Genomic DNA, 20,520 nt, shown 5'->3' with positions numbered 1-20,520 from the left:
CATGAATAGGAAAATAGGAGGAGGAGAAGCAAATGGGAGAAGTCCGTAATGTAGTTGCTCTGGGAATGATTGAGACCAAAGGGTTGATTCCGTCCATCGAGGCCGCAGACCAAATGCTAAAGGCCGCCAATGTAACCTTATGCGGTAAAGAGCATGTAACCGGCGGCTATGTGGCTGTTATGGTACGCGGTGATGTCGGGGCCGTCAAGGCAGCCGTGGATGCGGGGGCGGCGGCTGCCGAACGTGTCGGCGAAATGGTCAGTGTGCATGTAATACCGCGTCCGCACACCAGTGTGGAATACATTTTGCCTGTTGGTGATAATAAAGCCTACGGCAATCAATAGCCGCCTCTTGGCCAAAGCATGAAAACAGCGGAGAGGTGATGTACTTTGATTATTTCAGAACATGAGTTACGGGCCAACTGGAATAAGATAAAGTCCGCTACAATGACGATTCCCCAGGGAAGTATTGTTACACCTTCGGCACGGGATTTTCTACGTTCCCAGGGAATACAGATTCAATATGACAAAGTACCAGATGGCAAAGCAAAGTGGGAAATGCCACCTGTGGCCGGGCAAACACCACGTTTTCCTCAGGAGGAAGAGCCTAAACCGGAGCATATGACCCATTTGCGGGGCAAGCAACTGATTTTTAAAACCCACCCGGTCATTGCCTGGCGAGGCCAGCTTGATCAGTTTGCGTGCGATTTGGTAGAAACGCAAACGCTGTTGGTGAAGGCCGGCGAAACGAAACTAGCCGCTCAATTAGAAGAGGTTGCGTTGCTGGCGCAAAAGGTTATGGCTGCAGAAGTTAAACAGGAGGGCATTGCGTTTGGCACTGTGCTGGGGTGGACGGCAGAACAAATTCGGGATATGTCCCATTATCCGCAAAAATATTTTGGTACGCCGCATACGGCAATGAGCTATCAGGATGGGTGGCTTATTGCCAGGTTAAACAGTTTACGGTCCAAAATCCGGGAAGTGGAACTTTCTGCTAATCGCGCATTTACTGCCGAGGACGGTACTTGCAGCCGGTCTGATATTATTCTCATCTTAAACAGGCTGTCCAGTCTGTTTTATGTTCTTGGCTGCAAACGGCGGCGTGAACAACTGAAAAGTAAACAATTGCCAATCGGCATATCCAACCGGCATGTCCACTTATCGCAAGCCCACCTTGAAAAACTTTTCGGAACCGGGTATTTGCTGCATAAACAAAAGGATTTATCCCAGCCTGGTCAATTTGCCGCGCAGGAAAGCGTTATGCTGGCAGGTCCTAAAGGCAGGATTGAAAATGTTCGAATTTTAGGGCCGGTCCGCCCTGACACGCAGGTTGAAGTCAGTGTTACCGATTGCTTTACATTAGGGATACGGCCTGCTGTGCGTGACTCCGGGCAGATTGAGGGAACAAGCGGCATAACGCTGACCGGGCCGGCCGGCAGCATTGAATTAGCGCAGGGAGTTATTGTTGCAGCGCGGCACATTCATCTGCACCCTGATCAGGCCGAGGCCTGGAATATTAAAGACGGGCAAAGAGTAAACGCAACCGTTGAGAGTGAGCGGTCTGCCATATTTCAGGATGTCCTTGTCAGGGTTAGTCCCCATTTCAAGGGAGAGTTGCATCTGGATACCGATGAAGCCAATGCCGCATTGGTAAAACCGGATACCCAATGTGTTATTTTGGAGGTGTAATTCATGAACGAAGACTTGTTAAAGCAGGTAATAATCAGAATATTATCTTCGCCGGAACTGCAACCTCTGCTAAATAGCACAAACGTAAGTCAGGTTGCCAAACCGGGTTGTCTGATTTTGCTGAACAGCCAGGAAGATATTTGCCATTTGGCTGCCTTGACAGCACGTTATCAGCAGGATTACGAGCTGGGTATTTGCGCTGAAAGCCAGCTAGAACTTCCGTATGAATTAAAACAGATTGACTGCAAACAAGCATGGCAGCATTCGCATTGGCAGCGCCTGCATATACCGGTATGTTCCCAAGACCAGTTAGCACAAATTGCGTTAGGCGTTTGCACTGACTGGCTAACCGGGTTTGTTTCTCAGGGAATTATTGCCGGAATCCCGGTGGAAATCGGGCGGGTGAATTGGCGTTTTACGGCAAAAACGCCGGAGCCATACCGGCAACTGTTTGCAAATTATGTCCGCCAGGCGGCTGGTTTCGGTGTTATGATTGCAGATGATTATTTTACGGATTGCCGGCCAGCTCTGGCCGCAAGCGGGATGAATGAGCCCCGCCGGAGTGTTGAGGAGACATACGGGCAGCAGGCACGTTCTGAACTGAAATACGATAAAAAATTGTTAGCGGCGAAAGAAGCCGCACAACTGCCGCCTAACGGGATATTGCAGGTTGCTAAGTCAACAATTATTACGCCGGTTGCCATCGATGTGTTGAAGCAGCAGAAAATAGAAGTCTACAGGGAAGGGGTGCGTTGCTTATGATTATTGCTCGTGTGATTGGAAATGTCTGGGCAACACGCAAGGAAGAGTCCCTGCGCGGACTGAAATTTTTGGTTGTACAGCCGGTAGCGATAAACTATCAGGAAGCCGGTGGCGTGTATCTGGAATCCCGGGGTGATACGCTGGTGGTTGGCGATAAAATCGGTGCCGGCGAAAGTGAAATTGTCATGGTTGCCGGCGGGTCTTCAGCCCGGCAAAGCCTGGCCGATACGCACATACCTATTGATGCCATGGTCGTCGGGATTATTGATAAAGAAACATTTGAGTCTGGAAGTGGCGAACGCTATGAATGATATTATTGCGAAAGTACAAGCGGCGGGGGTAGTGGGGGCAGGCGGTGCCGGGTTTCCTACCCACGTTAAATTGGCGGCGCAAGCGGATGTTTTTGTGGTAAATGGCGCGGAATGTGAGCCGATGCTCAAAACAGACCAGCAGTTGGCGGCCTGTTATCCGGAGCAAGTACTGCAGGGACTGCGGTATGCGATGCAAGCCACAGGCGCCAAGGAAGGCATTATTGCCCTGAAGGCTAAATACCAGGCAGCCGTTAAAGCATTGCAGCCACTATTGCCGCGCCAGGTCCGGCTTGAATTTTTGCGGGATATTTATCCGGCGGGTGATGAAGTTATGGCTATCTGGCTGACAACGGGGCGGCGGGTGCCGCCCGGCGGTATTCCAATTCAAATCGGCGTTGTTGTAAATAATGTGCAGACCTTGCTTAATGTCGCTAAAGCCATGAATGGCGAAGCCGTTGTGACCAGAACGCTGACAGTAACCGGCGCCGTTAAATCACCGATGACGGCTACCGTACCCATTGGCACTTCCATGGCGGAAGTGATCGCTTTGGCCGGCGGCGTCACCTGCGAAAAGCCGGCTTATATTGACGGCGGCCCGATGATGGGGAAGCTGGTGGCAGACTTATCCAGCCCTATTACCAAAACAACCGGCGGCCTTATCGTTTTGCCGGCAGATCATCTGCTTATCAGGCGCAAGCAACAGTCTGTCCAGTCTGTTTTGCGGATAGCTAAGACGGTATGTGAGCAGTGTTGTTATTGTACTGAGCTTTGCCCGCGCCATATCATTGGGCATGAACTGGCGCCCCATCTTATTGTGCGCTCAGTCAACCATAATGCCATAGGCAATCCGCAATTGCTGCAAAGCGCCTTAACCTGCTGTGAATGTGGTGTCTGCGAAGCCTATTCCTGTCCGGTAGGAATTTCGCCCATGCGGGTAAACAGCGCGCTGAAAGGAGAGTTCCGGTCGCGTAATATTCGCTATCAGGGAAGTTTAGGGCAGATTGACCCCATGGCTGAACACCGACTCATTCCCTCCGCCCGGTTAGTTTCACGTCTTAATCTGCGGTCGTGGTATCCGCCGGCAGCCCCCTTGCAGCAGAAAATTTATCAACCGGAACGTGTTTCCATTCCCTTGCGCCAGCATAGCGGGGCGCCGGCTGTGGCTGTAGTCAAAGAGGGAGACAAAGTTGAGGTAGGCCAATTAATCGCCGAAATGCCTGATAAAGCATTGGGGGCCCGGATTCATGCCAGCATAGCCGGGACAATAAAGCAGGTTTCCCCGCAAGCCATTACGATTCGAAAAGGTGGTGCCGCCTCATGATTAATGCAATTGGTATTGTTGAGTTTACCAGTATTGCCAAAGGAATAGAAGCTTCAGACGCTATGGCGAAAATTGCCGACGTCACGTTGCTGATCGCCAAACACCTTTGCCCTGGCAAGTATATGGTGCTGGTCAGCGGCGATGTCTCGGCTGTCCGGCAGTCGGTCAATGCCGGCGTTGATATGGGAGCCCAGCATGCAGTTGACCATTTCATTATTCCTAATGTTCATCCTTCCATCCTGCCGGCTATTGGGGGCGGCAATGATTTGAGCGGTGTACGGGCTATTGGCGTGATAGAAACCTATACAGTGGCGACGGCAATTGAAGCGGCCGATTTGGCTGTGAAAACGGCGGCGGTGACGCCTGTCCGTCTGCATATGGCTTTTGGTATCGGCGGCAAATGCTACAGCGTACTGACAGGCGATGTGGCTGCCGTTAAAGCGGCTGTCGCTGCCGGGAGTGAGTTGGCGGCAGATAAAGGGATGCTGGTGTACAAAGTTGTGATTCCCCGTCCTCATCAACAAGTCATTGACAGTCTGAAATAGGCTCTAAACCACTGGACCTATCGGCGGAAAGGCTGGTGAAGAAATGACCGCAGTACAAAAACAGCGTATGATTCAGGAATATGTCCCAGGCAAACAAGTGACAATGGCTCATATCATACCCAACCCGCAGGGAAATTTGCACGAACGGTTAGGAATTGACGGCAACGGGGCATTGGGCATTATGACAATTACTCCCAGTGAAGCGGCGATTATCGCTGCCGATTCGGCGGCTAAATCCGGCGATATAGAAATCGGCTTTGTCGACCGGTTTACTGGTTCGCTTGTCATTACCGGCAATATTGCCGATGTCGAAGCGGCCATTCGGGCAGCCGTTGAGACACTTGTTACAATATTAGGATTTTCAGCAGCGGAAGTGACGCGGAGTTAACGATGAAGAAAAAAATTTTACTGATTGGCGGTATCGGCGCCGGCAAAACAACATTGAAACAAAAATTGTTAAACCAGTCGCTGGTTTATTTGAAAACACAGGCCATGGATTTTTCCAGCATTTTTATTGACTGTCCGGGGGAATATCTGGAAATCCCCCGTCACTATCATGTATTGATTAATGCCGGCATGGGAGCGGCCGAAGTATGGGCCTTGCATGATGCAACCCGCGGCAATTGCCCGTATCCTCCTAAGTTTGCCTTGGCATTTCGCAAGCCGGTGATTGGCATTATTTCAAAAATTGATCATCCGGAAGCCAATCCAAAACTTGCCGAAGCCCACTTGCGAAAAGCTGGCATTGTTGGCCCGATTTACCTTGTGTCGGCGCAAGAAGGGATCGGTATAGAGGAGCTGGCATTACACATGTCCCGTCTGACAAATCTGTCAAACTAAAGTAGTTTGGAGCAGCGGGATTTTACGCTATGCATGTAAAGGAGCTGTGGCGAATGTATAAATTGCTGATTGTTGATGATGAGCCCTTGGAACGGCAGGCTGTCCGTTTTATTCTCGACAGGCATTGTCCCCAAATAACGGTGGTGGGTGAAGCCGGTGACGGTGTACTGGCTGTACAGGCTGCCGCTTTAGTACAACCGGACATTATTCTTATGGACATTCAGATGCCGAAAATGAGCGGTTTGGATGCAGCAAGGCGAATACGTAAAAAATTACCCAATGTGAAAATAATGATGCTGACTGCAGCAGATAATGCCGACTATCGAAAAGCAGCGACGCAAATAGGGGTGGAGGAATATATGTTAAAACCTGTTCGCCCTGATAAACTGGTGCACACTGTACATGGCATTTTGGCGCAAGTGTTGAAAAAGTCTATCGCCCTATAACGGGAAGAGAGGATGGTTCGCTTGAGTTGATAAACAATTTTAGTAAACAAAAACCCGTTTTCTGCCTTGCAGCGTGAAAACGGGTTTCTTACATTTAATTTTTAAATGAATCATAAACCACCTGATATTCGGGTGTTGGCGGAATGGACTTGTAAATGTAGATATGTACGCCATTGGGGTCATTGACAACAAAACTGCGCTCACCCCAGGGTTTATCCACAATTTCCTGACAGATTTCAACGCCGGTTTCTTTTAAGCGGTGATATTCTGCGTCAACATCATCAACTTCCAAAGAAATAATAATGCCGGACCCATTGAAAAATTCGCCTGCATCACGCTGGGTTTTCGTAAAGCTAACGCCGGCCGGCAGGCCGGGAGCAATAAGTTCAATATACCAGTCACTTTCATAAACCAAGGTAAAGTTAAAGTGGCGGATATAAAAGTCTTTTGATTCACTTAGTTTGTCGGTACTTATGGTCGTATCAATCCGTTTAATTTTCATAAAGCTACTTCCCCCATTCAGGTTTACGTTGCTTAAAATAGACGACTTTCAGGTTACAAGCATCGGCCATAGCGTGTGCTATCGACAAATGATTACCGATGCTTTCCGGTTTATGAGCATCAGACCCGATAGTAACCATCTGCCCGCCCAATTCCTTAAACCGTTTATAAATGGGCAGCAGATTGGCTGCTGTATCGGGGTTTCCCAGACGGCGGGTATTGATTTCCAGGGCTTTTTCCTTACGGGCGGCAAGCTTAAGTATTTCATCAATCCGATCACTGAATTCATAATAGTAAAGTTCCGGGTTGCTATACCGGGCATAACGGGAGATATAATCAATATGCCCCAGGCTGTCGATAAAATCATAACTCTTCAGACAATCCAGCATGGATTCGAAATACCGGTTGTATGTTTCCTGCTTGGTACGGGCCTGAAAATATTCTTCCTGATAAATTTCTATATTATCAACAAAGTGAATAGAACCAATTACATAATCAAAGTGCTGGTTAGTAACAATATCGCAATTAGCCTGTAAGCATTCGGCCCGCATGCCTAATTCGATTCCCAGAAGCACCTTTTCATTTCGATACTTTGCATATTCCTTAAAATATTGGTTGACATCAAAGGCCACGTCCGGTTTGGGGTGCGCCATATCCATGTGTTCGGTAATAATAATGCCCAGCCCTAATTCGGCTGCCCGCTTGAGAGCCGCATCGATCGGCATGTTTGAATCATTGGAAAAACAGGTATGCACATGAGTGTCAAATAACAATAAAACTGCCTCCTAATTAACTAAAAAAATAGTATAAACTATATATACCATTTTAATACAAAAAGCAGAAAACTACAAATAGCGATTAAAAAGATATATAAAGAGTTTAGGGGAAGAGTCCTCCGGAATTGGTTGCGCTAGTAACTAATTCTGGAGGAGATACAAGTGATGGTTTGAACTTTCTGAAAAAGATGTTATATGGCTTGTTTTGCGCTAAAAGGTACAGGAATGAAGTAATTTATTGGCAAATGATGTGTGCTATAATTTTTTCGAAAGATAATTTGAAATTTTTAAAAAACGAGGGGGAGAGTCCGGTGATGAGGTTTCGGATGGTTTTTCACGGTTAAATTCGCGGCCGGAGACAGGGTTTTGACGCATGCAAAGTAAATCCGAATTTGAGGAGGAGAGAATGATGAATACAGACCGGATGTTGCATTTTGAAGGAATGGGCTTGGAAAAGATGGCAGGGCTATTTTCGCAAAGTCAAACGCTAAAGTCAATCTCCGCCAATATTTATGATTCCATGGAAATGGCACTGCTCCGTACACAAATCACAGAGGCAATAGAAAAGAGCTACGATATAGGGGAAGTAACCGAAGTATATGAAATATTTGGCGGCTATGTAAATAGAAGCTTTGGCATTTATACTTTGAAAGACGGTGTACAGAAAGAATATTTTGTACGAAAGTATAAGAGCGACATAACAGAAAAAGAAATTCTCTTTGAGCATAAACTTATCGACTTTTCGATCATAAACGGTCTGTATATGGCTGCCGGCTTGATTCGCACTAAAAATAATAAGACATACATCAAAGTTCAACGTGAAGTAACCGAGTATTATGCAATTTACGAATATTTGCAAGGCGAAGACAAATATACATGGGATAATCCCAATTGTAATGATGCTGAGTATGCGAGTTCGGCGGAAGTACTGGCACTGGTGCACAATTCGACGCGTCATTTTGATCCGGAAGGCCTGGAAAGAATGGAACCTAAAATTATGGAATTTCTGCCGACACGCGTGCCTGTTTTTAAAGAATTTGCCGCAAGAGAACTGGATACCAAGTACCATAAATACTATTTAAAAAATATTGATGCAATTCTTGCGGTCGTTGAATCTTCGCAAATACCGGAAAGCATTTGGCGTCAAATGCCATTGAACCCCTGCCATAACGATTTTCATCCTGGTAATTTAAAATATTTAAATAACAAGGCGGTTGGTATTTTTGATTTTGACTGGTCGAAGATAGATATCAGGTTATTTGATGTTTGTTTGGCAATTGCTTATTTCTGCAGTTCCTGGGATGGTGAAACAGATGGTGTGCTGCGCCTTGATAAATGCGCCATATTCCTTGAAGCGTACCAGCAAAAATTAAAAATACTGGGTGGACTTCCCCCCTTGACTGGCATGGAAAAAGAATACTTTCCGACAATGATGGCGGCTGCTAATGTCTATTTACTAAACTGGGATATCACCGCCTATTACCAGGGATCTGATTTGAATGAATATGAGTATATTGCCTATTTGTCGCATAATGTGCGGTTGATGAAGTGGATTGAAAGCCATAAAGCAGAGATTGGTAAAATGATTCAAAACGTATAGCCGGGAAAAGGTACAATCATCTGCAAAAAATAATTGGAGGGATATGCAATGCAATTTTACAGATTTTTTACCGATGATCAGGTGAAGCGTATTCATGAGGCATCACTAGAGTTATTGGAAAATGTCGGAATTTTGGTTCATAACGCCCAAGCGCGGGCCATTTATGGCCAAGCGGGCTGTAAAGTAGATACAGAAAGCGGCATTGTCAAATTTCCTGCTCAGGTTGTGGAAAAGGCCAGACAGTCATTTGTGCCGACATATACCTTTTTGGGACAAGATCCGGCGTTTGATAAAGTTCTGCCCCAAGACGGCCCCGTTGTGGTGACAGGCAGTTCAGCCCCCAATATCATTGATCCCAAAACCGGTGAGGAGCGGCGGGCCACTTCCATAGATATTGCCAACATTGCCTATTTGATTAATGAGCTTCCGGGTTTTGATGTTTTTTCCATTTCGACACTGGCCGAAGATGCTCCGGCAGGGCAGTTTAGCCTTTCACGGTTTTATCCCGCGCTGAAGAACTGTAAAAAACCTGTACGCAGTAACACTCCCAATATCAAGGATTTGGAGCAAGTGCTCGAATTAGGGGCGCTTATTGCCGGCAGCGAGGAAGCCTATTTGGAACGGCCGTTTATTAATCATCATTATTGTCCGATGGTTTCTCCGCTGACGATGGATATAAACTCCACCGATGCAGTTATTTATCTGGTGGAAAAGGGATTGCCTGTTTATGGCACGGTTGTTCCTAATGCCGGCTTAACCTCGCCGATGAGTCTTACAGGCACGGTAACTTTGGGGAATGCCGAGTTCCTGGCTTTATCCACTCTAATTCAAAGTATTCGCCCGGGCGCGCCGATGATCTATGCTGTTTTATCTACCGTCGCCGATATGCGTACCGGCAATTATGCTCCCGGTGCTATCGAAACAGGTATACTGCAAATGGCACACACCGAAATGGCAAATTACTATCATGTTCCGTCAGGCGGCTATATTGGGTTAACAAATTCCCATGTAAATGATGCGCAGAGCGGGTATGAAACAGGTATGAATACAACCGCGGCTTTGCTTGCGGGGGGCAGCTTATTTAATATGGGAGGCTTATTGGGGAGCCTGATGGCTTTCGATTTTGGCAAGGCCGTTACCGACAGCGAGATTGCTATGAATCTTAAACAGATACAGCGGGGCATGGAATTCAGCGAAGAAAATCTTTGCCTTGACTTAATCGCCAAAGTTGGGCCTGGTGGCAGCTATATGAGCGAAAAGCATACGGTGAAAAATATGCGTAAGACCGCCGTATTGCCGAAGATTGCCAACCGCGATATGCGCGGCCGCTGGGAAAGCGAAGGCAGAACAGATTACCAGACCCGGGCTATGCGTGAAGCTGACAGAATTCTTAGTAAAGAAAATCCCGCCAGATTCTCAGCAGAACTTGATCGGAAAATTCGCAGCCATTTTCCTAATTTAGTGGCTGGCGACGCAAAATGGTACTTGTAATCAGCAAAAAAATTCATTAGGGGGTAATAAAATGAGTGTACAAAACATATTTGACGCGGTGCTTGATTTTGATGAAGATCTGGCTGTCGAAGGGGTAAAAAAAGAAATTGCCGCCGGCACAGATGTATCCCAAATTTTAAATCAGGGTCTTATTGGTGCGATGGATGAGGTTGGCAAACGTTTTTCCGCCGGCGATCTTTTTGTTCCGGAAATGCTGATGGCCGCTCAGGCAATGAAAGCAGGCCTGGATGTGCTAAAGCCGCACCTTGCTAAGGGGGACACGGTAACGAGAGGTGCCGTTGTTATCGGTACGGTCAAAGGTGATTTGCATGATATTGGCAAGAATCTGGTTGCTATGATGCTGGAAGGTGCCGGGTTTGAGGTTTTCGACATAGGTATGGATGTAGATGTGGAGAAATTCCTGGCAACTGCCCAAGAGAAAAATGCCGGTATTATTGCGATGTCAGCCCTGTTAACGACCACGATGCCAGGTATGGAAGAGGTCGTCAAAACCATCCGGGCAAAGGAGTTGAACATTAAGACGCTAGTGGGGGGAGCACCGGTAACACCTGAGTTTGCCCGGAAAATTGGTGCTGATGCCTATTGTGAAGATGCGCCGGCCGCTGTGGAAGCAGCCCGCAAATATAGTTGATCGTAAGTTTTATCATATTTCGTATCAAGGAGGCGCACAAAGATGCTGGTTGTGGGTGAATTGATCAATGCCAGCCGCAAGGCAATCAAAGCGGCGATTGAAGCGCAGGATGCCGGCTATATTCAAAAAATAGCAAAAGATGAGGTTGAAGCCGGTTCCCATTATATTGATGTCAATGCCGGAATTTTTGTCGGCAAGGAAGCAGAATATCTGCAGTGGCTGGTAAAAATTGTTCAGGAGGTTGTTGATGCCCCCTGTTGTATTGACAGTCCGGATCCTAAATGTATTGAGCAGGCACTGAAAATCCATGAGGGTACGGCCATGGTTAATTCAATTTCTTTGGAGCAGGAACGTTATAACGCGATGTTGCCGCTCATCGCCGGCACGGATTTAAAAGTAGTGGCACTTTGTATGAGCGATGAGGGAATGCCGGAAACCATGGATGCGAGAATGCGGATTGCGGATAAACTTGTCAATTCTTTAATTAAAAATAATGTGCCGATGACTAATATCTATGTGGACCCGCTGGTACAGCCAATTGGTACCAACAGCTCCTTTGGCATTGAGTTTCTCAATACGGTTGAAGCGATAACCAAGACATTTAAAGGTATCCATACCATGTGCGGCCTGTCAAATATTTCCTTCGGTTTGCCAAACCGCAAATTTATGAACCAGATGTTTGCTGTTATGGCAATTGCCAAAGGGCTGGACGGCTTGATTATTAATCCCTTGGATAAAGCCATGATGGCCAGCCTTATCACTGCAGAAACACTACGGGGCAGCGATGATTTCTGTGTGAAATACCTCAAGGCTTTCCGAAAAGGGGCTTTTGAGTTTTAATCATGAAGCCATCTAAGCTGGTTATGTTCGATTATGATGGTGTAATTGTAGATTCTCTGGAAGTTTTTTGTGAAAGTTATATTGGCGCTTGCCAGGACAATGGCCTGTATGGAATAAAAACACAAAAAGATGTATTGACCTTGTTTGAAAACAATGTTTATGCGGCTTTACAACAACAGGGGGTACCGCTCTCCATAATTGACAAAATACTTGAAGACTATGAGCGCAGGCAAAGCAAACATCTTCTGGGTTTACATTTATTTGCCAATATGGCCGACGCATTGCGGGCAATTTCCAAAAAAAATAAAGTCTTTATTATTACCTCGAACATTTCCGCTGCTACTGAAAGTGTCATGCGAAAACATGGTGTGGCTTGTTTCGAAGAAATAATTGGTGCGGAAAAAGAAAAGAGTAAGATCCGCAAAATTGAAAAGATACGGGCACGTTTTCCCGGCTTGCCTGCATTTTATGTAGGGGATACTAAAGGCGATATGATGGAAGGCAAAGCAGCCGGAACAACAGCCGTAGGTGTTACGTGGGGCTGGCATAGCAGGGAACAGCTTGCCGCAGGGGGGGCCGACTTTATTGTTTGGTCACCGCAGGAATTAGTGGCTTTGTTATTAAGGTAAGCCCAATAAGGAATTTTTCTATAAACAAATCACAATTGACTTTTTAAGTCAATTGTGATTTGTTTTGGCATTTTTATTATCTAACGGTGTCCTGGAACTAAACCATTTGTATGGATTTCTATAGTTTAACCAAATGAATGGTTAATGGCACGTTTCATGCAATATATAGTTACAGTTGAATAAACTTGCTTTTAGGGCATAATAGTGGCACCATTGGCCATATTCTTCATGATATGAAAATGAAATGGCGTGTATACAGGTTCACTAATTATTAATATCAGTTTTTTCTGTATTTTCAGTGTATGATTAACGGATTTTTGCAGGAGATTGAGGGGCGATTCGTGAACTATTGGAACGATAGCGTCGATGCTGCAGGGAATTCAGGCCTTTTACCAGCAATAATATAAGGAAAACCTTACTTTTTGATAGTAAACTAAAACAAGTGAGGTATGAACTGATGAACATGGAAAACGATCTATTCGACATCAAATACTTAGAAGAAATTCTGGGAAGTTTTTCACAAGCAACCGGACTGCATATTGAAGCTGTGGATGATAAGGGCGAAACTTTTTGTATCCCTGAAAAAGCCGAACGCTGTGAGTTTTGCCAGTACATTCGCAGCCAGCCTTATGGAACAGAAAAGTGTCGCGCTTCTTACCGGCAGGCAAGTTTGGAGGCTGCCAAGTGGGAAGAACCATACTTTTTCCGGTGTCATGCCGGGTTGGTTATTTGGGCTGTGCCGATTAGCGTGCCAGCGGCATCACTAAAAAGTATTATCTGCGGCCAGGTATCAATGTGGAGACCAGATCGTTTCTTTTATCAGGAGCTGAAAAGCCGTAATTCCAGCATAAAAAATTTTGATGAACTCAAGGAAAAGGCAAAGTTATTGGAGGTTGTTTCCCCAAAACGCTCCCAGGCCGCCGCTGATATGTTATTTGTGGTTGTAAATTATCTGGTCAAAAGGGATATTCGCGTTTTAGAACAAGTGAATAATCGTAGAATGCAGCAGAAAATCAGTAAGTATTTAGCGGAACAAAAACAGCAAAGACCTCAGGAACAATATAATTATAGTACATATTTAAAAACAGAAAGAAGTTTCCTGCGGTATATTCGGCTGGGAGATAAAATAAAGGCTGAAAAGATTTTACAAAGCTTATTGGCCTGTCTGTTTACCAAAACGGTGGGGGACATAAAAACAATCAAAATACGGATTTGCGAATTGGCCGCGCTGGTTTCGCGTGCCGCTGTCGAAGGCGGGGCTGATGCAGAGCAGGCTATGTCTATACTTAAAAATTTTTATAATCAAATTGACAATCCTAAACGCGTAGAAGAATTGTTTTGCTTGATAAATACCTTAATTTTGGAATTATTGGACAATAGTTTGGCACTAGCAAATAAAAAACATCTTAGTTTGGTTAATGAAGCGAAAAAATTTATTATGAGCAATCACTCTAAGTCAATAAAGATAGAAGATGTGGCGGGAAGACTGTTTATTAGTCCCTCCTATTTATCACGCCTCTTTCAACAGGAAGTTCGCTGCACTGTCAACGACTATATTACCCGGGTTCGAATAGAACATGCCGTGGAGCTGATAAAAAAACATGAGCTTAGTGTTGAGCAGGTATCGAAAGCAATAGGGTTTCAAAGTCAAAGTTATTTCACGAAAATCTTTCGTAAGTATATTGGAGTGACTCCGCTGGTTTATCGCAATAGTTTGTTGTAATGGGAGAGGAAGTTCTCATGGTTTATGAAGAGATAATTTGCAACGTTATTGAGGGTGAAGCCGAGAAAGTCGTAGAACTTAGCAAGCAGGCACTGGCAAAAGGTTATCCGGCCACTGTCATTTTAGAAAAAGGGCTTTTGGCTGGAATAAACAAAGTAGCCGATAAATTTCGCAATCAACGTGTTATGGTACCGGAGGTACTGATGTCTGCCAGGGCTATGAATGCCGGATTATCAATACTGGAGCCGCGCATAAAAGCAAAGAAAAAATGGGGGAGGCGAGGTAGTGTTGTCATTGGTACGGTTGCGGGCGATTTACACGATATCGGCAAAAATCTTGTAAAAATGATGATCATGACGACCGGTGTAAGGATTATTGACTTAGGCGTAGATGTTTCTTCAAAAAAATTTGTTCATATTGTTCAGAAAGAAAAACCCGATATGTTAATGATGGCCGCTCTATTAACAACGACCATGCCGATGATGAAACAAGTAATTGATGAACTAATAGAAGCCGGTATTAGGCCAGGAGTAAAGATTGCAGTTGGGGGAGCACCGGTCCAGGAAAATTTCTCCAGAGAGATTGGAGCAGATTATTACTTTGAAAGTGCGGCGGAAGTAAAACACTTTTTGGATGAGAATATAGGAAAAATTATAGCTCATAGGAAAACTTAGAGTATAGGGGAAATCTTGCTAGGAGAGCTGTGGAGCAACCAAAAGAAAGCTGTGCGGACAATCCACACAGCTCAGGTCAAAATAAGGTTGTTGTCGAGAATAGACAGGCACTTAGATAGTACCTTTCCTAAAGTAATTGAAAAGCTTAGTCAGTTTACCGGTATTAAGATTGTCGGTAATGGACGGAGTCAAATCCTGCGGCTGCAATAGCTGCTGGGCTTCTTCCGCCTTGCTGGCGGCTTTGCTAAGAAAGAGACTATGAATTCCGTTGGATAAGTTGGCCGCAGGTGGTTTTTGCGGAATTATCGGCGTTGGCTGGCCTGTTGACGCAGGATTAGGTTTTATTTCTTGCATAATGACACCTCTTTGTTGATTTTGGGGATTGAGCTATTCGTAGCAGGTAAACAAGCGGCAAATCATTGCTGTAAGATTATGTTTTGCAGTATAGGCTGCTTTATACCCGTTACTCGAATAATATGCAATTTTCATGCCAAAAATAATTAATAGCAAAAGCTGGTTTTTTCGCCAAACAAAGAGACAGTGATGTTTCATATTAAAACATTACTGTCTCTTTTTAAATCACTCAGAGCAATCTCGTAATTTGCGCCAGAGAGTAGAACGACCAATGCCTAAAAGCTTTGCGGCCTGCTGCTTATTACCGCCGGTTTTGGCCAATGCTTCCTGAATGGCGATGGTTTCGGCGTTTTTTAGATTGACAGGCGGGACAGGTGATAGTGGAGGCAGCAGGTTCTTAAGGCAAGCGCTTACCTCTTCTTTGGTAATGACGGGAGTGGCCGCTAATACGACCAGCCTTTCGACGATATTATGCAGTTCCCGGATATTGCCGGGCCAATCATATTGTGCCAGCAAGCTGATGCCTTCCGGTGCGATATATTGGACAGCGGTGTGAAACCGTTGATTAAAATCCGCGATAAAAGCCCGGACAAAAAGGGGAATATCCGCTTTGCGGTCCCTGAGCGGTAACAGCGTTATGGTCAGCACTGCCAGTCGATAATAACAATCTGCCCGGAAGCATTGTTCGGCCATCATCTGCCGGAGGTCGCGGTTTGTGGCGGCAATTACCCTGATATTGACCGGAATAACCCGGTCGTCACCAACGCGGTACACCTGATGTTCCTGCAGGACACGCAGCAGCCTGGCCTGGAGAGCATCGGACATTTCGCCAATCTCATCCAGGAAAATGGTGCCTTCGTGGGCCTGTTCAAACAGGCCGATTTTGCCGCCTTTTTTTGCACCCGTAAATGCCCCTTCGGCATAACCGAATAGCTCGCTTTCCAGAATATTGGCCGGAATGGCGGCGCAGTTGACAGCTACAAACGGGCCGCTGCTCCGGGAACTCGCCTGATGAATGGCTTGCGCGAAATATTCTTTGCCGACGCCGGTTTCTCCCAGAATGAGTACAGTGCTGTCATAGCAGGCAAAGCGTTTGGCTTCTTCGATCACTCGCTGCATAGCCGGGGCCTGCGATTCAATATCGAGAAATGAGGCTTTGGCAATACGTCCGCGCAATGCCAGCTCCTGACGGGTTTTCCACTCGAGTTCCCGCAATTGGTCGATAAGCTGGAAAGTGGTAACCGCGCCAACGACCTCACCGCTGGCGACAACGGGCTGAAAGCTGGCGGCAATATCGAAGTTGCGGCCAATATGTTCGACAATGCCGATTTGGCGCTCTCTTTTTTCCATGCAGTTCCACAAGCGCTCTATAATGGAGTCGGCGGCAGCGGCGCTCCCGTCTTTGGCCAGGTTGAACAAGCGGGCTGCCTCCATATTCATGGCAGTTACGGCGCCGGCATGATCTATGGCTAAAACGCCGTAATCAATGGAATTTATAATTGTTTCCAACTGGCGGTCTGCCTGTTCCTGCGAGCGTTTTTGGGCAAGTTGCTGCATAGCCAGTAAAATAGCCTGCTCCACTCCCTCACGGCCGGAAGTGAGAATTGTGCCGGTTAAGCCATAGGTTGCCGCTGTTTCAATAACTGCTCTGGTACCAATCAGCGTGGTTGCCCCGAGCTGACGAGCGGTGCCTATTGCTGCGTTAATATCAGCATCATCTTCTAAATTTACCTTAATGCACGCCGGTAATTGCAAAATATCTTCAATACTCTTCATGCCAGCGGTTACCTGCTTGACGGCCACGACCGCCAAATACCCGCCATGATTGGCGGCTGCCAGGCGTGCGCGCAGGATGTCATAGCCGGTGTAGGAAATTTCCACGACGGCAATGTCGGGTATGGCATTGATAATCATGTGAAAGGTTAAGCCTCTGGTAATTAATACTTTGGCGCCGGCGCTAACGGCAGCTTTAGCGGCTGTTACGCCTTCCATTAAACGGGCGGCGATAAACGATACCGGGCCGCCGTTCAGTCCAAGAGTTTCAGCTAATTCAACAATTTCCGGGTCAGGGGCAATTAGGACAATTTCCGACAAACGCATCACCTTCTGCTGGAATAAATAACTTTTGTATACCTTAAGTAATTTTTCGGCTTATAACGATTTTTTCCTGTAAATCTTTCTTGAATTTCATATATTAATTATGAGCAAGCGGGAGAAGCTATTTATGAGCAGTGCTTTTTATATATTCCGCATGCAAGCATTTTGCAGGCGGATGGTTATGGACATTCTGACATAAGAAAATCCTTCTTTAAATTCATATAGAAGGAAAACTGTTCCAGATTGCCGAAACCAGAATAATTAACTTCTTTGTAAAATACTACATAGGATAATTTAAACAAAATGATAAAAGCGAGGTAACAAAATGTCCTTTACGATTGGAAAAACCTATCAGGGATTTAAATTGCTTGACGCCAAGTATGTTCAAGAAATTAATTCGGAAGCCAAACTGTTTGTGCATGAACAAAGCGGAGCCCGGCTATTGCATTTAGGAAATGAGGATGACAATAAGGTCTTTTCTATTACTTTCCGCACGCCGCCGGCGGATTCGACCGGTGTGCCGCATATTGTGGAACATTCGGTTTTGTGTGGTTCGCGTAAGTTTCCGATAAAAGAGCCGTTTGTTGAATTGGTAAAAGGGTCGCTTAATACCTTTTTAAATGCCATGACTTTTGCCGACAAGACGATGTACCCGGTTGCCAGCCGCAATGACAAAGATTTCCGCAACTTGATGGATGTTTATCTGGATGCCGTCTTTTATCCGCTAATGGTAAAGACGCCTGAGGTTCTTATGCAGGAGGGCTGGCATTATGAACTGCCTGATCAGGAAGCTGAGCTTGCCTATAAGGGTGTTGTTTATAATGAAATGAAAGGGGTATTTTCTTCACCTGACGCTATTTTGGAGCATCAAATTTACGCTACTTTGTTTCCTGATACGACTTATGGCGTAGAATCAGGCGGGGACCCCGAATTTATACCTGATCTTACCCAGGAGCAATTTGTGGCTTTTCATAAAAAATATTATCATCCTGCCAATAGCTATATTTTTCTGTATGGCGACATGGACTTGGAGGATAACCTGAAATTTCTGCATGAAGCTTATCTCAAGGACTTTACTAGGACAAAGATAGATTCTGAGATTTCGCTGCAGCAACCGTTTGCCAAAATGGCAGTCAAAGTAGTGGACTATCCGGTATCACCGGAGGAATCAACCAAGGATAAAACCTTTATTACGCTGAATATTGCCGCCGGCAGGGCTACGAATCCCGAAAGTTATCTGGGACTGATGATGCTGGAGCATATCCTCCTGGAGACCCCGGCGGCACCACTGAAAAAAGCTCTGCTGGATGCAGGCTTAGGTAAAGAGGTATTTGGCAGCTATAATAAAAGCATTCTTCAGCCAACCATGACGTTCGGCGTCAGCGGGGCAAACCCCGAGCAAATTGATTTGTTTAAAAATACGCTTCAGCAGGAACTAAACAGACTGGCAGCCGAGGGGCTGGATCAAAAGCTGGTGGAGTCTTCCGTAAATATTTTTGAATTTCATTTGCGGGAAGCTAATTACGGCAATCGCCCCAAGGGGCTTGTCTACAACATAAAATGCCTTGACAGTTGGCTCTACGATGCGAATCCGGTGATTCATCTGGCCTACGAACCGGCACTTGATAAAATTAAACAGCAATGTAAACACGGCTATTTTGAGCAGTTAATAAAAGACTGTCTGCTTACCAATCCGCATCAAGCTTTGGTTGCTTTGCAGCCTAACGGAAAAATCGGTGCAAGCAAAGCCGCCGCCATCAAGGCTAAGCTGGCCGAATACAAGGCTGGCCTGAGTCAGGCTGAACTGACCGCTTTAGTCAAGCAGACGGAGGCACTAAAACTACGCCAGGAAACGCCGGATGATCCGGAAAAGTTGGCACTGATTCCACTAATTGAATTAAAGGATATCGATCCGCAGGCGGAAAAACTGGTCACCGAAGAACATAATGAGCAAGGGTTGACGGTACTCTTCCATCCTTTATTTACCAACCGGATTGCTTATCTTAACCTTTATTTTAATACCGGGGCTGTCGCCGAGGACGAATTGCCTTATTTATTTTTGCTGGCCGATATTTTGGGAAAAGTGGATACGGAAAAGTATCCGTACGCGGAATTAGCTAAGGAAATTAATATCCATACAGGCGGCTTCGCCTATGACGTGTTTGCCTATTCGGAAAATGGCAATGACTTGCGGTATACGCCGATGTTCAGAGTCAAGGCCAAGGCGCTGGTGAGCAAACTGTCTGAACTTTTTGCCTTGCTGGGCGAGGTAACCGGCGGCAGTTTGTTTGAGGACAAAGGCCGGTTAAAGGAACTTATCCGCGAAAATAAAGCCGCCTGGGATACCGCAATATTCCGGCGCGGCCAACAGGTTGTGGCGAGCAGGCTGTTGTCCTATATATCGCCGACAGCCAAATTCAATGAAGTGGGTCAACTGACTTATTATAAGTTTATTGCGTCATTAGAACAGGATTTGGATGCCAAGGTAGCCGAAGTTGGCCGTACGCTGGCAAAAGTGGCCCAGACTATTTTTAATCATAATAATTTGCTGGTCAGTATCACCTGTGAGGGCGAAGACTATCAGACGTTTTGCCGAAGCCTGCCGGTGTTTGTGAGCAAACTTGGCAGAAGGCAATATGAACCGGTTACCTACAGCTTTCAGGCTAAAGCCCGTAACGAGGGGTTATTGACAGCAGGTAAAGTACAATATGTGGCCAAAGGTGGGAATTTCCGCCGTTTGAACTTTACCTACCACGGCAGTATGAAGGTACTGGAAACCATTTTGCGCTATGATTATCTTTGGAACCGCATCAGGGTACAGGGCGGGGCCTATGGCGCCTTTACCCAGTTTGACCGCAGCGGCAATGTTGTGTTTGGTTCCTATCGCGATCCTAATCTGGCCGAGACGCTTAGGGTCTACGACGAAACCGTGGACTATCTCAAAAAATTTACGGACAAAACTGTGAGCAAGCGGGAAATGACAAAATATATTATTGGAACCATGAGTTCTCTGGATACTCCCCTGACGCCGCAGATGAAAGGCGAACGGGCCGACGCTGCTTATATTCGCAACATCAGTCAGGCTGATTTGCAACAGGAACGGGACGAAATACTGGCAACTAAGCAGCAGGATATTCAAAAACTGGCCGGGCTTGTCGAGACCGTAATGAAGTCGAATATCCTGTGTGTGCTGGGAGGCGAGCAGAAGATTAAAGCTAATAAAGAATTATTTGGTGAGTTAGTGACTGTTATTGAGTAATGAAAATGCCA

General features: G+C 46.0%; 20 protein-coding genes and 1 pseudogene. 17 read left to right on the top strand and 4 right to left on the bottom strand.

Features of this window, described 5'->3' with window-relative positions; translation table 11 throughout:
- Window positions 1–32 precede the first annotated feature (32 nt).
- The 9 genes and pseudogenes from BLR65_RS13615 to BLR65_RS13575 all read left to right on the top strand — a co-directional run bounded on the left by BLR65_RS13615 (window position 33) and on the right by BLR65_RS13575 (window position 5,913).
- Entirely contained in the window at window positions 33–344 is a 312-nt protein-coding gene (locus BLR65_RS13615; protein WP_093794731.1) for a BMC domain-containing protein, read from the top strand.
- Between the two features lie 45 nt (window positions 345–389).
- Window positions 390–1,688, top strand: coding sequence for a phosphate propanoyltransferase (gene pduL, locus BLR65_RS13610; RefSeq protein ID WP_211285124.1), 1,299 nt, complete (start codon window positions 390–392; stop codon window positions 1,686–1,688).
- A gap of 3 nt (window positions 1,689–1,691) precedes the next feature.
- Window positions 1,692–2,450, top strand: a complete 759-nt coding sequence (locus BLR65_RS13605) for a hypothetical protein (protein ID WP_093794730.1) — start codon at window positions 1,692–1,694, stop codon at window positions 2,448–2,450.
- Complete coding sequence (locus BLR65_RS13600; RefSeq protein ID WP_093794729.1) at window positions 2,447–2,761, top strand: EutN/CcmL family microcompartment protein; 315 nt, start codon at window positions 2,447–2,449, stop codon at window positions 2,759–2,761. The genes BLR65_RS13605 and BLR65_RS13600 overlap by 4 nt, the downstream gene beginning before the upstream one ends.
- A complete protein-coding gene (locus BLR65_RS13595; RefSeq protein ID WP_245692778.1) occupies window positions 2,730–4,082 on the top strand; it encodes a 4Fe-4S dicluster domain-containing protein in 1,353 nt (450 codons plus the stop codon). Before BLR65_RS13600 ends, BLR65_RS13595 begins: the two co-directional genes overlap by 32 nt.
- A pseudogene (locus tag BLR65_RS13590) lies at window positions 4,079–4,537 on the top strand (BMC domain-containing protein); the annotation flags it as partial. The gene BLR65_RS13595 and the pseudogene BLR65_RS13590, both read left to right, overlap by 4 nt.
- 133 nt (window positions 4,538–4,670) lie before the next feature.
- Window positions 4,671–5,015 (top strand): BMC domain-containing protein, encoded by a 345-nt coding sequence (locus BLR65_RS13585; protein WP_093794726.1) that lies wholly within the window; start codon window positions 4,671–4,673, stop codon window positions 5,013–5,015.
- A 2-nt stretch (window positions 5,016–5,017) separates the two neighbouring features.
- Window positions 5,018–5,467, top strand: coding sequence for a EutP/PduV family microcompartment system protein (locus BLR65_RS13580; RefSeq protein ID WP_093794725.1), 450 nt, complete (start codon window positions 5,018–5,020; stop codon window positions 5,465–5,467).
- Window positions 5,468–5,520: 53 nt separating this feature from the next.
- Window positions 5,521–5,913 carry a response regulator gene (locus tag BLR65_RS13575; RefSeq protein WP_169716833.1) on the top strand — a complete coding sequence of 131 codons (393 nt, stop codon included), beginning with the start codon at window positions 5,521–5,523 and terminating at the stop codon, window positions 5,911–5,913.
- Between the two features lie 94 nt (window positions 5,914–6,007).
- Here BLR65_RS13575 and BLR65_RS13570 read toward each other — a convergent pair whose 3' ends face one another.
- Window positions 6,008–6,415, bottom strand: a complete 408-nt coding sequence (locus tag BLR65_RS13570; protein ID WP_093794723.1) for a VOC family protein — start codon at window positions 6,413–6,415, stop codon at window positions 6,008–6,010.
- 4 nt (window positions 6,416–6,419) lie between these two features.
- On the bottom strand, window positions 6,420–7,187 hold the full coding sequence (locus BLR65_RS13565; RefSeq protein WP_093794722.1) for a histidinol phosphate phosphatase: 768 nt from the start codon (window positions 7,185–7,187) through the stop codon (window positions 6,420–6,422).
- Window positions 7,188–7,596: 409 nt separating this feature from the next.
- On the opposite strand from BLR65_RS13565, the gene BLR65_RS13555 reads away from it, so the two are divergent.
- From BLR65_RS13555 to BLR65_RS13525, 7 genes are all read left to right on the top strand, one after another.
- Window positions 7,597–8,790 (top strand): phosphotransferase, encoded by a 1,194-nt coding sequence (locus BLR65_RS13555; RefSeq protein WP_211285123.1) that lies wholly within the window; start codon window positions 7,597–7,599, stop codon window positions 8,788–8,790.
- 48 nt (window positions 8,791–8,838) lie between these two features.
- Window positions 8,839–10,281 carry a trimethylamine methyltransferase family protein gene (locus BLR65_RS13550; protein ID WP_093794719.1) on the top strand — a complete coding sequence of 481 codons (1,443 nt, stop codon included), beginning with the start codon at window positions 8,839–8,841 and terminating at the stop codon, window positions 10,279–10,281.
- A gap of 31 nt (window positions 10,282–10,312) precedes the next feature.
- Window positions 10,313–10,933 (top strand): corrinoid protein, encoded by a 621-nt coding sequence (locus tag BLR65_RS13545; RefSeq protein ID WP_093794718.1) that lies wholly within the window; start codon window positions 10,313–10,315, stop codon window positions 10,931–10,933.
- A gap of 42 nt (window positions 10,934–10,975) precedes the next feature.
- Window positions 10,976–11,773 (top strand): methyltetrahydrofolate cobalamin methyltransferase, encoded by a 798-nt coding sequence (locus BLR65_RS13540; RefSeq protein ID WP_093794717.1) that lies wholly within the window; start codon window positions 10,976–10,978, stop codon window positions 11,771–11,773.
- A gap of 2 nt (window positions 11,774–11,775) precedes the next feature.
- Window positions 11,776–12,402, top strand: coding sequence for an HAD family hydrolase (locus tag BLR65_RS13535; RefSeq protein ID WP_093794716.1), 627 nt, complete (start codon window positions 11,776–11,778; stop codon window positions 12,400–12,402).
- 457 nt (window positions 12,403–12,859) lie between these two features.
- Window positions 12,860–14,125 (top strand): PocR ligand-binding domain-containing protein, encoded by a 1,266-nt coding sequence (locus BLR65_RS13530; protein ID WP_093794715.1) that lies wholly within the window; start codon window positions 12,860–12,862, stop codon window positions 14,123–14,125.
- The gene (locus BLR65_RS13525) at window positions 14,125–14,799 is read left to right on the top strand and encodes a corrinoid protein (RefSeq protein WP_218130635.1); all 675 of its coding nucleotides are present in this window, start codon (window positions 14,125–14,127) and stop codon (window positions 14,797–14,799) included. The genes BLR65_RS13530 and BLR65_RS13525 overlap by 1 nt, the downstream gene beginning before the upstream one ends.
- Before the next feature lie 111 nt (window positions 14,800–14,910).
- On the opposite strand, the gene BLR65_RS13520 is transcribed toward BLR65_RS13525, so the two are convergent.
- Window positions 14,911–15,153, bottom strand: a complete 243-nt coding sequence (locus BLR65_RS13520; protein WP_093794713.1) for a hypothetical protein — start codon at window positions 15,151–15,153, stop codon at window positions 14,911–14,913.
- Between the two features lie 225 nt (window positions 15,154–15,378).
- Window positions 15,379–17,247 (bottom strand): sigma 54-interacting transcriptional regulator, encoded by a 1,869-nt coding sequence (locus BLR65_RS13515; protein ID WP_093794791.1) that lies wholly within the window; start codon window positions 17,245–17,247, stop codon window positions 15,379–15,381.
- Window positions 17,248–17,575: 328 nt separating this feature from the next.
- Between BLR65_RS13515 and BLR65_RS13510 the strand changes: the two genes are divergently transcribed.
- On the top strand, window positions 17,576–20,509 hold the full coding sequence (locus tag BLR65_RS13510; RefSeq protein WP_093794712.1) for an insulinase family protein: 2,934 nt from the start codon (window positions 17,576–17,578) through the stop codon (window positions 20,507–20,509).
- Window positions 20,510–20,520: the final 11 nt, after the last annotated feature.

The organism is Sporomusa acidovorans, assembly GCF_900101845.1.
Lineage (GTDB): Bacteria > Bacillota > Negativicutes > Sporomusales > Sporomusaceae > Sporomusa > Sporomusa acidovorans.
Note: the sequence above shows the minus strand (reverse complement) of the source record. Positions and strands in the feature narration are given on the sequence as shown.

Excerpts from the sequence above, each read along its gene's own strand:
- BLR65_RS13615 (WP_093794731.1), top strand. The coding sequence starts at position 33 with ATGGGAGAAGTCCGTAATGTAGTTGCTCTGGGAATGATTGAGACCAAA.
- BLR65_RS13605 (WP_093794730.1), top strand. The coding sequence starts at position 1,692 with ATGAACGAAGACTTGTTAAAGCAGGTAATAATCAGAATATTATCTTCG.
- BLR65_RS13600 (WP_093794729.1), top strand. The coding sequence starts at position 2,447 with ATGATTATTGCTCGTGTGATTGGAAATGTCTGGGCAACACGCAAGGAA.
- BLR65_RS13585 (WP_093794726.1), top strand. The coding sequence starts at position 4,671 with ATGACCGCAGTACAAAAACAGCGTATGATTCAGGAATATGTCCCAGGC.
- BLR65_RS13580 (WP_093794725.1), top strand. The coding sequence starts at position 5,018 with ATGAAGAAAAAAATTTTACTGATTGGCGGTATCGGCGCCGGCAAAACA.
- BLR65_RS13575 (WP_169716833.1), top strand. The coding sequence starts at position 5,521 with ATGTATAAATTGCTGATTGTTGATGATGAGCCCTTGGAACGGCAGGCT.
- BLR65_RS13570 (WP_093794723.1), bottom strand. The coding sequence starts at position 6,415 with ATGAAAATTAAACGGATTGATACGACCATAAGTACCGACAAACTAAGT.
- BLR65_RS13555 (WP_211285123.1), top strand. The coding sequence starts at position 7,597 with ATGATGAATACAGACCGGATGTTGCATTTTGAAGGAATGGGCTTGGAA.
- BLR65_RS13550 (WP_093794719.1), top strand. The coding sequence starts at position 8,839 with ATGCAATTTTACAGATTTTTTACCGATGATCAGGTGAAGCGTATTCAT.
- BLR65_RS13545 (WP_093794718.1), top strand. The coding sequence starts at position 10,313 with ATGAGTGTACAAAACATATTTGACGCGGTGCTTGATTTTGATGAAGAT.
- BLR65_RS13540 (WP_093794717.1), top strand. The coding sequence starts at position 10,976 with ATGCTGGTTGTGGGTGAATTGATCAATGCCAGCCGCAAGGCAATCAAA.
- BLR65_RS13535 (WP_093794716.1), top strand. The coding sequence starts at position 11,776 with ATGAAGCCATCTAAGCTGGTTATGTTCGATTATGATGGTGTAATTGTA.
- BLR65_RS13530 (WP_093794715.1), top strand. The coding sequence starts at position 12,860 with ATGAACATGGAAAACGATCTATTCGACATCAAATACTTAGAAGAAATT.
- BLR65_RS13525 (WP_218130635.1), top strand. The coding sequence starts at position 14,125 with ATGGGAGAGGAAGTTCTCATGGTTTATGAAGAGATAATTTGCAACGTT.
- BLR65_RS13520 (WP_093794713.1), bottom strand. The coding sequence starts at position 15,153 with ATGCAAGAAATAAAACCTAATCCTGCGTCAACAGGCCAGCCAACGCCG.
- BLR65_RS13510 (WP_093794712.1), top strand. The coding sequence starts at position 17,576 with ATGTCCTTTACGATTGGAAAAACCTATCAGGGATTTAAATTGCTTGAC.